General features: G+C 55.2%; 14 protein-coding genes and 5 tRNA genes. 15 read left to right on the top strand and 4 right to left on the bottom strand.

Annotated features, from left to right (window positions below):
* Positions 1 to 16: 16 nt before the first annotated feature.
* From srlD to DVA43_RS23475, 4 genes are read right to left on the bottom strand one after another with little or no spacing between them, the layout of a single operon-like run.
* On the bottom strand, positions 17 to 796 hold the full coding sequence (srlD, locus tag DVA43_RS23460; RefSeq protein ID WP_103180887.1) for a sorbitol-6-phosphate dehydrogenase: 780 nt from the start codon (positions 794 to 796) through the stop codon (positions 17 to 19).
* A gap of 14 nt (positions 797 to 810) precedes the next feature.
* The gene (srlB, locus tag DVA43_RS23465; RefSeq protein WP_114316931.1) at positions 811 to 1,173 is read right to left on the bottom strand and encodes a PTS glucitol/sorbitol transporter subunit IIA; all 363 of its coding nucleotides are present in this window, start codon (positions 1,171 to 1,173) and stop codon (positions 811 to 813) included.
* Between the two features lie 12 nt (positions 1,174 to 1,185).
* Positions 1,186 to 2,145 carry a PTS glucitol/sorbitol transporter subunit IIB gene (locus tag DVA43_RS23470; RefSeq protein ID WP_114316932.1) on the bottom strand — a complete coding sequence of 320 codons (960 nt, stop codon included), beginning with the start codon at positions 2,143 to 2,145 and terminating at the stop codon, positions 1,186 to 1,188.
* On the bottom strand, positions 2,142 to 2,705 hold the full coding sequence (locus DVA43_RS23475; RefSeq protein WP_114316933.1) for a PTS glucitol/sorbitol transporter subunit IIC: 564 nt from the start codon (positions 2,703 to 2,705) through the stop codon (positions 2,142 to 2,144). Before DVA43_RS23475 ends, DVA43_RS23470 begins: the two co-directional genes overlap by 4 nt.
* An 84-nt stretch (positions 2,706 to 2,789) precedes the next feature.
* Between DVA43_RS23475 and DVA43_RS25270 the strand changes: the two genes are divergently transcribed.
* From DVA43_RS25270 to gshA, 15 genes are all read left to right on the top strand, one after another.
* Positions 2,790 to 2,915, top strand: coding sequence for a hypothetical protein (locus DVA43_RS25270; RefSeq protein ID WP_256387101.1), 126 nt, complete (start codon positions 2,790 to 2,792; stop codon positions 2,913 to 2,915).
* A 57-nt stretch (positions 2,916 to 2,972) separates the two neighbouring features.
* Entirely contained in the window at positions 2,973 to 4,064 is a 1,092-nt protein-coding gene (gene mltB, locus DVA43_RS23480) for a lytic murein transglycosylase B (RefSeq protein WP_114316934.1), read from the top strand.
* Positions 4,065 to 4,225: 161 nt separating this feature from the next.
* Complete coding sequence (pncC, locus tag DVA43_RS23485) at positions 4,226 to 4,723, top strand: nicotinamide-nucleotide amidase (RefSeq protein WP_114316935.1); 498 nt, start codon at positions 4,226 to 4,228, stop codon at positions 4,721 to 4,723.
* 87 nt (positions 4,724 to 4,810) lie between these two features.
* Positions 4,811 to 5,869, top strand: coding sequence for a recombinase RecA (gene recA, locus DVA43_RS23490; protein ID WP_103180881.1), 1,059 nt, complete (start codon positions 4,811 to 4,813; stop codon positions 5,867 to 5,869).
* Positions 5,870 to 5,936: 67 nt separating this feature from the next.
* Entirely contained in the window at positions 5,937 to 6,437 is a 501-nt protein-coding gene (gene recX, locus DVA43_RS23495; RefSeq protein WP_114316936.1) for a recombination regulator RecX, read from the top strand.
* 131 nt (positions 6,438 to 6,568) lie between these two features.
* Positions 6,569 to 9,196, top strand: coding sequence for an alanine--tRNA ligase (gene alaS, locus DVA43_RS23500; RefSeq protein WP_114316937.1), 2,628 nt, complete (start codon positions 6,569 to 6,571; stop codon positions 9,194 to 9,196).
* A gap of 241 nt (positions 9,197 to 9,437) precedes the next feature.
* The gene (gene csrA / locus DVA43_RS23505; protein WP_000906486.1) at positions 9,438 to 9,623 is read left to right on the top strand and encodes a carbon storage regulator CsrA; all 186 of its coding nucleotides are present in this window, start codon (positions 9,438 to 9,440) and stop codon (positions 9,621 to 9,623) included.
* Positions 9,624 to 9,965: 342 nt separating this feature from the next.
* Positions 9,966 to 10,058 (top strand) — tRNA-Ser (locus DVA43_RS23510).
* Positions 10,059 to 10,062: 4 nt separating this feature from the next.
* Positions 10,063 to 10,139, top strand: a tRNA-Arg gene (locus tag DVA43_RS23515).
* A 64-nt stretch (positions 10,140 to 10,203) separates the two neighbouring features.
* Positions 10,204 to 10,280 (top strand) — tRNA-Arg (locus DVA43_RS23520).
* Between the two features lie 29 nt (positions 10,281 to 10,309).
* Positions 10,310 to 10,386: transfer RNA gene (locus DVA43_RS23525), tRNA-Arg, on the top strand.
* 196 nt (positions 10,387 to 10,582) lie between these two features.
* A tRNA-Arg gene (locus DVA43_RS23530) sits at positions 10,583 to 10,659 on the top strand.
* 249 nt (positions 10,660 to 10,908) lie between these two features.
* On the top strand, positions 10,909 to 11,475 hold the full coding sequence (gene yqaB / locus DVA43_RS23535; RefSeq protein ID WP_114316938.1) for a fructose-1-phosphate/6-phosphogluconate phosphatase: 567 nt from the start codon (positions 10,909 to 10,911) through the stop codon (positions 11,473 to 11,475).
* Positions 11,472 to 11,900, top strand: a complete 429-nt coding sequence (locus DVA43_RS23540) for a YqaA family protein (RefSeq protein WP_103822663.1) — start codon at positions 11,472 to 11,474, stop codon at positions 11,898 to 11,900. Before yqaB ends, DVA43_RS23540 begins: the two co-directional genes overlap by 4 nt.
* Positions 11,901 to 11,971: 71 nt before the next feature.
* Positions 11,972 to 13,516 carry a glutamate--cysteine ligase gene (gshA, locus tag DVA43_RS23545; RefSeq protein ID WP_114316939.1) on the top strand — a complete coding sequence of 515 codons (1,545 nt, stop codon included), beginning with the start codon at positions 11,972 to 11,974 and terminating at the stop codon, positions 13,514 to 13,516.
* Positions 13,517 to 13,540: the final 24 nt, after the last annotated feature.

The raw sequence follows: 13,540 nt of genomic DNA on the forward strand, positions 1-13,540 counted from the left end.
GGGCATTTAGGCTCGATCAGAACATCACCTGTCCACCGGTGACATTAATCGACTGCCCGGTGCAGTAAGAGGCTTTCGGGCTGGCATAAAATAGCAGCATATTCAGCACGTCCTGATAGTCGCAGCCGCGCTTCAGCGGCACTTTATCGATGTAGTATTGCTCCACCTGATCTTCGTTAATGCCAAGTTTGGTGGCGTACTGCGGCAGCAGGGACTGGAACATCGGCGATTTCAGCAGATTGCCGAGCATCAGGGAATGCACGGTGATGCCATATTCCGCCAGATCCAGCGCCAGGGACTGCGTCAGCCCCACGCCGCCAAACTTGGCCGCGCTGTAGCCCGAGTTGTGCTTGCTGCCCACCTTGCCGGATTTGGAGTTGATCTGAATGATGCGCCCGGCAATGCCGTCGCGGATCATCAGGCGCGAGAACTCCCGGGCGCAGAGGAAATAGCCCACCAGGTTCACCTGCAATGAACGGTCGAAATCCCCCAGTTCCACGTCGCTGATAAACGCAGCTTTGGCGATCCCGGCGCTGTAGACCAGCAGATCGGTGCGGCCAAAAATCTCGTCCACGCCGCGGGCGAGAGCCAGCACACTCTGCTCGCTGGTGGCGTCGGCGCCAAATCCCCAGGCCATCCCGTTACCGAATTCGGTGTTGATGGCGTCCGCCACGCGGGCGGCCTTTTCACTCTGGATATCGACTACCGCCACGCGGTAACCCTCTGCGGCAAGCCCACGGCAGAGGAACTCCCCTAAGGTTTGTCCTCCACCAATGACAACGGCAACCTGACTCATATTTCTCTCCTTAATTACGCAACAAATTTTAATGTGCAGCCTGGGGTAACAGCCTGTGGAACCGGGCCCGCCACGTGAACCGTGCCGGGGTACTCCGCCTGGGGCTGACCGTCGAAACGCAGGGTGATGTGGCCCAGCTCGCGCAGGTTTTGTTCGGCCACGTCGCCCACAGCGGTGACGGCATAGCGCGTTTCGCCCAGCTCCAGCTGGTTTCCGGCCTTCAGCTCGCCATTGAGCTCGCCGTGGCAGTGGATAAAACAGAACTCTTCGATATCCGCCGGGGCCCCTTCACGAAAGGTGATGAGCATCTGGTCGCTCAGCGCATCCGGGGCGCTCTGGCCGATGCGGGTAATGGTGGTCTGGTAAATCACGGTCATCAGGAATTCCTCTTATTGATAAATAAAGCCGGAGACGAACCAGGCGATCAGCACCGTTGGCGCACCGGTCAGGAAGCGGCTTACCAGCACCGAAGGGACGCCGACGCGCACGGTCTCCTGGCGCGCTTCAGCCAGCGACAGCCCCACCGGAATAAAGTCACAGGCGGCCTGGGCATTAATGGCGAACAGCGCGGGCAGGGCGAGGTGCGGGGGAATATTGCCCAGCCCAATCTGCACGCCAATCAACACGCCAATGACCTGGGCGATGACCGCGCCGGGGCCGAGAAACGGCGACAGCAGCGGGAAGGAGCAGATCAGCGCCAGGGTCACCAGCCCGAGCGGATGGCTGGCCAGCGGAGCCAGGCCGTGGGCGATCCAGTCTCCGAGGCCGGAGGCCATGATGATGCCGATCAGCGCCGAGACGAAGGCCATGAACGGCAGGATAGTTTTCAGCACCGTATCGATGGTGTCGCGCCCGGACTGGAACAGGACGGCAACCGCAGAGCCCATTCCCATCCCGACTTTTGCCAGCAGACCGTCGCTCTGCTCGGTGATCTTTTTGCTGGTGTCGTACTCCCGCGGCGCATGCTTTTTGGCTGGTGCAGCCCCGTCTACCAGCGTGATGTTCTCTTCTTTTACGCCTGAGACGTAAATGTCCTCCACGATATGCTGCGCCAGCGGGCCGGATTTCCCCGTCGAATGAATATTGACGGTGGGAATGCGCCGTTTTGGGTAAATGCCGCAGCGCAGGGTGCCACCGCAGTCAATCACTGCCACGCCGATCTCCGCTTCCGGCGGCTCGCCCTCTTTAAAACCGTCCACCGCTTCCCAGCCGGTGAGTTCGCGCAGCTTGTCGACGATAGCCGGGCGGGTGCCCGCGGTGATATAGACGATCTTTTTGCCTTCGGTGGCGTCGAACTCCAGCGGGCCGCCCCAGCCACCCGTGCCTTGCTCAATGCGGATCCGGCTCATGCTGTAGCTCCCTTAAGCTGGACGTTCTGTTCAAGCTGAATGCCCATTTTCTTTTCGAAAATGGCGGTGGTGAGATCGGTCACCCAGCCGCGGAAGAAGTTAGTCACCAGGCCGACCAGCAGGTAGCTCACCGCCAGCGGGCCGAGCGGCAGGCCGAGGGTGGACAGGCCGCTGGCGATCCCCAGATAGACAAACAGCTCGCCGGGGTTAATGTGCGGAAACAGACCGTTCATGGAGTGGCAGCTGTAGGACGCCGCCGCGTAGTAGCTCGGCTTGTAGCGTTCGGGCATAAAGCGCCCGAGGCTCAGGGTCATGGGGTTACAAAACACAAAAGTGCCGATGCAGGGCAGCAACAGATAGCGGGAGATGGGATTACCCGCGCAGCGCTGGGCCAGCTTTTCGATCCGCTGCTGGCCAATAAAGTTGATCAGCGCATTCATGATCACCAGCAGGCTGATCAGCAGCGGCAGAATGCCGGTGACCATGCTGGTGAAGACCTCGCCACCTTTTTGGAACAGCCCGATAAACCACTCGGCGCCGTGGGTGATGGTTTCTATCATTATTTTCTCCTGTAGGGTAAGTTCGCTCTGGCGGAGTAATAATAATCACTTTGAAAGGTTTTAAAGTGTTAAACAGATCTCACAATGAAAGAAAAAATGATTATTTTGAAAGATAATAGAAAAGGTGACGGCGGCGTGGTGGAGAAGAGACCGAATTTACCTTTAGGCAGCGTAAAGATTTTGCTGGGTGCGTGTGCGCCCCTTCCTTGAGGTGTCCCGGATGCTTTACCATACTTGCCACTTATCGAATTCGTGAATGGATGTGTCATGTTCAAGCGTCGTTACGCAGCGCTACTCCCTGCGCTTATTCTGCTCTCCGCCTGCAGTAGTAAACCGAAGACCGAAGAGGTCCAGCAAACGGCAGGCGCCCCTTCCGGCGGCTTCTTGCTGGAGCCTCAGCATAATGTGATGCAGATGGGGGGCGACTTTGCCAATAACCCTGCGGCGGAACAGTTCATCGACAAAATGGTGAGCAAGCACGGCTTTAACAAAGCCCAGTTGCAGGAGATCCTCTCCCAGGCGAAACGTCTGGATTATGTATTGCGACTGATGGATCGTCAGGCGCCGACCACCCAGCCGCCAGCCGGGCCGAACGGTGCATGGCTGCGCTATCGCAAACAGTTTATTACCCCGGACAACGTGCAGAATGGCGTGGCGTTCTGGAATCAGTATCAGGATGCGCTGACCCGTGCCCAGCAGGTTTACGGCGTGCCGCCGGAGATCATCGTCGGGATTATCGGCGTGGAGACCCGCTGGGGCCGGGTGATGGGTAAAACCCGCATCCTTGATGCGCTGGCGACCCTCTCCTTTAACTACCCGCGCCGGGCGGAGTACTTCTCCTCCGAGCTGGAAACCTTCCTGCTGATGGCCCGCGACGAACAGGATGACCCGCTGGATCTGAAAGGTTCCTTTGCCGGGGCGATGGGCTACGGCCAGTTTATGCCCTCCTCCTATAAGCAGTATGCGGTTGATTTCAACGGGGACGGGCACATCAACCTGTGGGATCCTGAAGATGCTATTGGCAGCGTCGCCAACTACTTTAAAGAGCATGGCTGGACGCCAGGCCAACCGGTCGCGATTATGGCTAACGGCCAGGCACCGGGGCTGGAGAACGGCTTTAAAACCCGCTACAGCGCGGCGCAGCTGACCTCTGCCGGGCTTACGCCGCAGCAGCCGCTGAACGGCAATCAGCAGGTGAGCCTGCTGCGTCTGGATATTGGTACCGGCTATCAGTACTGGTACGGTCTGCCGAACTTCTACACCATCACCCGCTACAACCACAGCACGCACTATGCGATGGCGGTCTGGCAGCTGGGGCTGGCGGTGGCCCAGGCACGAGCGGCCTCGCCGTTCAGTTAACGCCTGAAAACATGAGTGGCTTATGCCACTCATGTTTCACTCCTGGCCGGATGGCCAGGTTTATTTTTTCTGAATCCCCCTCGTAAAACCTCCCCCTCATCCTCATATCTACCGACTAAAGTGCTATCTTGTGCTGCACGTTTTTATGGAGACAAAACGAGATGACTGACCATGAATTAATGCAGCTCAGTGAGAGGGTAGGGCAGGCGCTGAAACAGCGCGGTGCCACGGTCACCACGGCTGAGTCCTGTACCGGTGGCTGGGTAGCGAAAGCTATCACCGATATCGCGGGCAGTTCCGCCTGGTTTGAACGCGGTTTTGTCACCTACAGTAATGAAGCGAAAGCGCAGATGATCGGCGTACGTGAACCCACGCTTATTGAGCATGGCGCGGTCAGTGAACCGGTGGTCATTGAGATGGCGATTGGCGCCCTGCGTGCCGCCCGGGCGGACTATGCTATCTCTATTAGTGGTATCGCCGGGCCGGACGGTGGCAGCGAAGAAAAGCCTGTTGGAACAGTGTGGTTTGGCTTTGCGACAGCGCAAGGCGAGGGGATTACCCGCCGGGAATGCTTCAGCGGTGACCGTGAAAGCGTGCGTCGTCAGGCCACCGTTTATGCGTTAAAAACGCTCTGGCAACAATTTCTACAAAACACTTGATACTGTATGAGCATACAGTATAATTGCTGCAACAGAACAGAAATCCAAGGTGAAGCGCAGTTGTTTCACCCGGCATGAGAGGAAAAAATGGCTATCGACGAAAACAAACAGAAAGCGTTGGCGGCAGCACTGGGCCAGATCGAAAAGCAATTCGGTAAAGGTTCCATCATGCGCCTGGGTGAAGATCGTTCCATGGATGTAGAAACTATCTCCACCGGTTCGCTTTCTCTGGATATTGCACTGGGTGCTGGCGGCCTGCCTATGGGTCGTATCGTAGAGATCTACGGGCCAGAATCCTCCGGTAAAACCACCCTGACCTTACAGGTTGTGGCTGCTGCACAGCGCGAGGGCAAAACCTGTGCCTTTATCGATGCTGAGCACGCGCTGGATCCGGTTTACGCACGTAAACTGGGTGTTGATATCGACAACCTGCTCTGCTCCCAGCCGGATACCGGTGAGCAGGCGCTGGAAATCTGTGACGCACTGGCGCGCTCTGGCGCAGTTGACGTAATCATCGTTGACTCCGTAGCAGCGCTGACGCCAAAAGCAGAAATCGAAGGCGAAATCGGTGACTCTCACATGGGCCTCGCGGCACGTATGATGAGCCAGGCGATGCGTAAGCTGGCCGGTAACCTGAAGCAGTCCAACACGCTGCTGATCTTCATCAACCAGATCCGTATGAAGATTGGTGTGATGTTCGGTAACCCGGAAACCACCACCGGTGGTAACGCGCTGAAATTCTACGCCTCCGTGCGTCTGGATATCCGCCGTATCGGTGCCGTTAAAGACGGTGAAAACGTGGTGGGTAGCGAAACCCGCGTGAAGGTTGTGAAGAACAAGATTGCTGCACCGTTCAAACAGGCTGAATTCCAGATCCTCTATGGCGAAGGCATCAACTTCTACGGCGAACTGGTTGACCTGGGCGTGAAAGAGAAGCTGATTGAGAAAGCGGGCGCATGGTACAGCTACAACGGCGACAAGATCGGTCAGGGTAAAGCGAATGCTATCTCCTGGCTGAAAGAGAACCCGGCGGCAGCGAAAGAGATTGAGAAGAAGGTACGCGATCTGCTTCTCAATAATCAGGATGCTAAGCCTGACTTCACTGCGGATGACGCAGACGTAGAAGAAACCAACGAAGATTTCTAATCACTTGATGTAATAAAAGGGCTGCGATTGCGGCCCTTTTTTGCATTTGTTTTTCAGCAGGTGCTTTATGAGTGAATCATCCCCCCGACGCCCCGCCTGGAACCGTCTGCTTGATCGCGCGGTACGCATACTGAGTGTGCGCGACCATAGCGAACAGGAGCTGCGCCGCAAACTCATGGCGCCGGTCATGAGCAAAAACGGCCCGGAACAAATCGACGCGACCGCGGAAGATTATGATCGCGTTATTGCCTGGTGTTACGAGCATAACTATCTGGACGATAGCCGCTTTGTGGCGCGCTTTATTGCCAGCCGCAGCCGTAAAGGTTATGGCCCGGCGCGTATCCGCCAGGAGCTTAATCAGAAAGGTATCCCACGGGAAATCACAGAACGCGCGATGCGTGAATGCGAGATTGACTGGTGCGCGCTGGCACGGGAACAGGCGGTGCGAAAATACGGCGAACCGCTGCCGCGTGAATTTTCAGAAAAAGTCAAAATCCAGCGCTTTTTGCTCTACCGCGGTTTCCTGATGGAGGATATACAGGATATCTGGCGTAATTTTACCGATTGAACGCATGCGGGATTTTACTTCCCTCCAAAGAAAACTTATCTTATTCCCACTTTTTACAGTAGCTGGTCCGTCCAACAACGGTTGCGTAGTGACCCGCTGTGACATTTCGTTAGCTTGATTTCAGGATAATTATGAGCAAGAGCACCGCTGAGATCCGACAGGCGTTTCTCGATTTTTTCCATAGTAAGGGACATCAGGTTGTTGCCAGCAGCTCCCTGGTACCGAACAACGATCCAACTTTACTCTTTACCAACGCCGGGATGAACCAGTTCAAGGATGTCTTCCTTGGTCTCGACAAGCGTAATTATTCCCGCGCGACCACCTCGCAGCGTTGCGTACGTGCGGGTGGTAAACATAACGATCTGGAAAACGTCGGTTATACCGCACGTCACCACACCTTCTTCGAGATGCTGGGTAACTTCAGCTTCGGCGACTATTTCAAACATGACGCTATCCAGTACGCATGGGAACTGCTGACCGGTGAAAACTGGTTCAACCTGCCGAAAGAGCGTCTGTGGGTTACCGTCTACGAAACCGACGATGAAGCCTATGAAATCTGGGAAAAAGAAGTCGGTATCCCGCGCGAACGCATTATTCGCATCGGCGATAACAAAGGCGCCCCGTACGCGTCTGACAACTTCTGGCAGATGGGCGACACCGGTCCGTGCGGTCCTTGCACCGAAATCTTCTACGATCACGGCGACCACATCTGGGGCGGCCCTCCGGGTAGCCCAGAAGAAGACGGCGACCGTTACATTGAGATCTGGAACATCGTCTTCATGCAGTTCAACCGTCAGGTCGACGGTACTATGGAGCCACTGCCGAAGCCATCCGTGGATACCGGTATGGGCCTGGAGCGTATTGCCGCGGTACTGCAGCACGTTAACTCCAACTACGACATCGATCTGTTCAGCACTCTGATTAAGTCCGTTGCCGATGTGACTGGCGCAACCGACCTGAGCAACAAATCCCTGCGCGTGATTGCCGACCACATCCGCTCCTGTGCGTTCCTGATTGCTGACGGCGTGATCCCATCGAATGAAAACCGCGGCTACGTGCTGCGCCGTATCATTCGCCGCGCGATCCGTCACGGCAACATGCTGGGCGCGAAGGAGACCTTCTTCTATAAGCTGGTGGGGCCACTGATTGGCGTGATGGGCGCCGCGGGCGAAGAGCTGAAACGTCAGCAGGCGCAGGTTGAGCAGGTTCTGAAGACCGAAGAAGAACAGTTTGCCCGTACGCTGGAACGTGGCCTGACTCTGCTGGACGATGAGCTGTCGAAGCTGAAAGGCGACACCCTGGATGGCGAAACCGCCTTCCGTCTGTACGACACCTATGGTTTCCCGGTTGACCTGACGGCTGATGTTTGCCGCGAGCGCAATATTAAAGTTGACGAAGCGGGCTTCGAAGCGGCAATGGAAGAGCAGCGCCGTCGTGCGCGTGAATCCAGCGGTTTCGGTGCCGATTACAACGCCATGATCCGCGTTGATGGCAGCAGCGAATTTGAAGGTTACGAGCATCTGGAAACCAACGGCAAAGTGACTGCCCTGTTTGTTGACGGCAAAGCCGTGGAGAGCATCAGCGCGGGCCAGACTGCCGTTGTGGTTCTGGACAAGACGCCGTTCTACGCAGAATCAGGCGGCCAGGTTGGAGATAAAGGCGAACTGAAAAGCAATGGTTTCAGCTTTGCCGTCAGCGACACGCAGAAATATGGTCAGGCAATTGGCCACCAGGGGACGCTGGCATCCGGCGAACTGAAAGTGGGCGAGGGCGTTCAGGCTATTGTTGACGAAGCGCGCCGCGCACGTATTCGTCTGAACCACTCCGCGACGCACCTGATGCATGCCGCACTGCGCCAGGTTCTGGGTACGCACGTTGCGCAGAAAGGCTCGCTGGTAAATGACAAAGTGCTGCGTTTCGACTTCTCCCATTTTGAAGCGATGAAACCGGCAGAAATTCGCGCGGTGGAAGATCTGGTTAACGCCCAGATCCGTCGTAACCTGCCGATCGAAACCAACATCATGGATCTCGAGGCGGCGAAGAACAAAGGCGCAATGGCCCTGTTCGGCGAGAAGTATGACGACCGTGTGCGTGTGCTGAGCATGGGTGACTTCTCCACCGAGCTGTGTGGTGGTACGCACGCCAGCCGTACGGGCGACATCGGTCTGTTCCGCATCGTGTCCGAATCCGGTACCGCGGCAGGCGTTCGTCGTATCGAAGCGGTCACTGGTGAAGGCGCGATTGCCAGCCTGCATGCTGAGAGCGATCAGTTGCACGACATCGCCCAGCTGCTGAAGGGCGACAGCCAGAACCTGGGCGAGAAAGTGCGCAGTGTGATGGAACGTACCCGCCAACTGGAAAAAGAACTCCAGCAGCTGAAAGAGCAGGCTGCGGTTGCGGAGAGCGCAAACCTCTCCAGCAAAGCGGTTGAAATTAAAGGCGTTAAACTGCTGGTCAGCGAGCTGACGGGCGTTGAGCCGAAAATGCTTCGTACCATGGTCGACGATCTGAAGAACCAGCTCGGTTCAACGGTTATCGTTCTGGCTACGGTAGCGGAAGGTAAGGTTTCTCTGATTGCGGGCGTATCTAAGGACGTGATCGACCGTGTGAAAGCAGGGGAGCTGATTGGTATGGTCGCTCAGCAAGTGGGCGGTAAAGGCGGTGGTCGTCCTGACATGGCGCAAGCCGGTGGTACGGACGCAGCGGCCCTCCCGGCAGCGCTGGCCAGCGTAGAAAGCTGGGTAAGTTCGAAACTGTAATAATTACAAAGCGTAATCAGACGCCATAACGACACTGTTATGGCGTACTGCGCTCTACGCTATCGATAATGATAAAGTCAGGTTGAGTTTGTGTATATCGGCTAAACTTACGTTTAACAGATTGTGATGCCGTGACTACCTACACATTACGTGTTTGTCATCGCTTACTTTTTGGCGTTATATGATGGATAATGCCGGGATACAAGAGACCCGACTCTTTTAATCTTTCAAGGAGCAAAGAATGCTGATTCTGACTCGTCGAGTTGGTGAGACCCTCATGATTGGGGATGAGGTCACCGTGACAGTTTTAGGGGTAAAGGGTAACCAGGTACGTATTGGTGTGAACGCCCCTAAGGAAGTCTCTGTTCATCGTGAAGAGATCTACCAGCGTATCCAGGCTGAAAAATCCCAGCAGTCAAGTTACTGATATTATCGCGTCTCGCTCTCTGGCGAGACGCACCCCTCCTGACATTCTCCTTCCTTAAAGTTATCGTTCTGTTTCGTTCGCTCTGTTTTTGACCACTCTCATCTCTTTTACTTCGTCCAAATTCACCGTTCTTCATGCAGAAGAGTGCAGAAAGAGGGGCAAAATACGTTTATAAAACACTCTCTTTGCGGGTTTTACGTCCGAATTGCCTGTGAATTGTGCAAACGATAAAAGCTTGTGGAAAATTGTTTGACTTATAAGTCCCAGAAAGTAATATATGCGCCACGCAGCGACGAGAAGCTCTTAGCGAGTTACTCGAAGCACTCGAAAGAGGCGTTGTGTGGTGAGGTGGCCGAGAGGCTGAAGGCGCTCCCCTGCTAAGGGAGTATGCGGTCAAAAGCTGCATCCGGGGTTCGAATCCCCGCCTCACCGCCATTTTGCATCCGTAGCTCAGCTGGATAGAGTACTCGGCTACGAACCGAGCGGTCGGAGGTTCGAATCCTCCCGGATGCACCATCTATTACTTCATATTGCTTTAGAAGTGATATGAATATCGAGCAGTACAGTAGTAAATCCCGATGCATCCGTAGCTCAGCTGGATAGAGTACTCGGCTACGAACCGAGCGGTCGGAGGTTCGAATCCTCCCGGATGCACCATTTACTACATCTCAAAGCAGTATCCCGATGCATCCGTAGCTCAGCTGGATAGAGTACTCGGCTACGAACCGAGCGGTCGGAGGTTCGAATCCTCCCGGATGCACCATATTCTCCGAGATAGCAGCTAAACTGTTGTTTCATGGTCTGCGAGTCAATCGCAAGCACCAGGGAGGATAGCGTTGCTTCAGCAACGACCCGTAGGGCAAGGCGCAGCCGAGTAATCCTCCCGGATGCACCATCTATTACTTCATATTGCTTTCGAAGTGATATGAGTATCGAGTAGTACAGTAGTAAATCCCGATGCATCCGTAGCTCAGCTGGATAGAGTACTCGGCTACGAACCGAGCGGTCGGAGGTTCGAATCCTCCCGGATGCACCATCTTCTCAGAGATAACAGCCAGGCTGTTGTTTCATGGTCTGCGAATCAATCGTCAGCACCAGGGAGGATAACGTTGCTTCAGCAACGACCCGGAGGGCGAGGCAACGCCGAGTAATCCTCCCGGATGCACCATATTCTCCCTCATTGTTTATTCCTTCGACGTTTCGTCAGCAATCATCTTCACTGTCAGCGACAAAAACCGCCATTTACGATAAAGTAATGCTTTGTTAATCGTTTAGCGAGAGCACGATGTACGCACAGTATGACGGTTTGATCTTCGATATGGATGGCACCATCCTGGACACCGAGCCTACGCATCGTAAAGCCTGGACTGAGGTCCTTGGCCGTTACGGAATGCGTTTCGACTTACAGGCGATGATTGCCCTCAACGGATCTCCTACCTGGCGTATAGCACAGGCCGTGATTGAACTGAATCAGGCCGATCTCGACCCGCACCTGCTCGCGCGTGAAAAAACCGATGCGGTAAAAGCCATGCTGCTGGACACCGTGCGTCCTTTGCCCTTAATCGAGGTGGTGAAGGCGTGGCACGGGCGACGTCCTATGTCCGTTGGTACGGGCAGTGAAAGCGCTATCGCCGAAGCGCTGCTCAACCATCTTAACCTGCGCCACTATTTCTCTGCCGTGGTCGCGGCCGATCACGTTAAAAACCATAAACCTGCACCTGACACCTTTCTGCTTTGCGCAGAGCTGATGGGAGTCCCTCCCGCGAAGTGTGTCGTGTTTGAAGATGCCGATTTCGGTATTCAGGCGGCGCGAGACGCCGGTATGGCCGCGGTGGATGTTCGCTTACTGTGAGTGACGCACTGTCACTCGCCTCATTATTCGCCAGCAGTTTTTTAAGCGCTACGATCCTTCCCGGAAATTCCGAGGTGGTACTGGTGGCGATGCTCTTGTCCAGCGTCAGTCAGCCGTGGTTGCTCGTGTTAATAGCAACAATGGGTAATAGCCTTGGAGGGCTGACTAACGTTATTCTTGGGCGATTCTTTCCGCTACGCAAAACGTCGCGCTGGCAGGAAAAGGCAGTCGGCTGGCTAAAACGCTATGGGGCTGCCACGCTTTTATTAAGCTGGATGCCGGTAATCGGTGATTTACTGTGCCTGCTGGCGGGATGGATGCGCATCCCCTGGGGGCCTGTGCTCTTTTTTTTATGCCTTGGCAAGGCGTTGCGCTACATTCTTGTAGCGGTTGCAACTTTGCAGGGCATGACGTGGTGGCACTAATTGGACTGTTTGTGACCAGAAACCATTACAATTATGCTAAATAAAATGATTTTGACAGGCGGGAGGTCGAATTGATCCCGGACGTATCACAGGCACTGGCCTGGCTGGAAAACCACCCTCAGGCTCTGAAGGGTATTCAGCGCGGTCTTGAGCGCGAAACGCTGCGCGTTAAAGCAGATGGCAGTCTCGCAACGACGGGCCATCCACAGGCGTTGGGTTCGGCGCTGACCCATAAATGGATCACCACTGATTTCGCCGAAGCACTGCTTGAGTTTATTACGCCGGTCGACGGCGAAATTGACCACATGCTGAAAATCATGCGTGACATTCATCGCTACAGCGCTCGTAATCTGGGTGATGAGCGGATGTGGCCGCTGAGTATGCCTTGCTATATCGCGCAGGGGCAGGATATTGAACTGGCGCAGTACGGCACGTCCAATATCGGTCGTCTGAAAACGCTCTATCGCGAAGGATTAAAAAATCGCTACGGCGCGCTGATGCAGACGATTTCTGGCGTGCACTATAACTTCTCCTTGCCGATGGCATTCTGGCAGGCGAAGTGCGGCGAAACGGATAAAGAGGCGATCTCCGCAGGCTATTTCCGCCTGATTCGTAACTACTATCGCTTCGGCTGGGTCATCCCGTATCTGTTTGGTGCTTCTCCGGCGATTTGCTCCTCTTTCCTGCAGGGCAAACCGACCACGCTGCCGTTTGAGAAAACCGAATGCGGCATGTACTACCTGCCGTACGCGACCTCCCTGCGTCTCAGCGACCTGGGTTATACCAATAAGTCGCAAAGCAATCTCGGAATTACGTTTAACGATCTGCATGAGTATGTGGCAGGATTGAAGCGGGCGATCAAAACCCCGTCGGAAGCCTACGAAGAGATCGGTCTTGAGAAAGACGGTAAGCGCCTGCAAATCAACAGTAACGTTTTACAGATTGAAAACGAACTGTATGCGCCTATCCGTCCGAAACGCGTCACGCGCAGCGGAGAAACTCCATCGGATGCGTTACAGCGCGGTGGGATTGAGTACATCGAAGTACGTTCCCTGGATATCAACCCGTTCTCGCCAATTGGCGTGGACGAGCAGCAGGTACGCTTCCTCGATCTGTTTATGGTCTGGTGCGTGCTGGCCGATGCGCCGGAAATGAGTTCTGACGAACTGCTGTGCACCCGCACTAACTGGAACCGGGTGATCCTCGAAGGGCGCAAACCAGGCCTGACGCTGGGCATCGGTTGCCAGACGGCACAGTTCCCGCTGCAGCAGGTGGGGAAAGATCTGTTCCGCGATCTCAAACGTGTCGCCCACACGCTGGATAGTGTTTATGGTGGTGATGAGTATCAGCAGGTGTGCGATCAGCTGGTCGAAAGTTTTGATAATCCGGAGCTGACATTTTCGGCACGCATTCTGCGTTCTATGATTGATCGGGGTATTGGTGGCACCGGTCGTGCGCTGGCGGCGGAGTATCGCGATATGCTGCTGCAGGAGCCGCTGGAAGTGCTTACCGAAGCCGAGTTTGCTGCTGAACGCGAAGCATCAATGGTGCGTCAGGCTGAGATTGAGGCGGCGGATACAGAGTCGTTTGCTGAGTTTCTGGCGAAACAAGGCTGACAGAAAAGAAAAAGGCCACATCGC

The organism is Leclercia sp. W6 (genome assembly GCF_003336345.1).
GTDB lineage: Bacteria > Pseudomonadota > Gammaproteobacteria > Enterobacterales > Enterobacteriaceae > Enterobacter.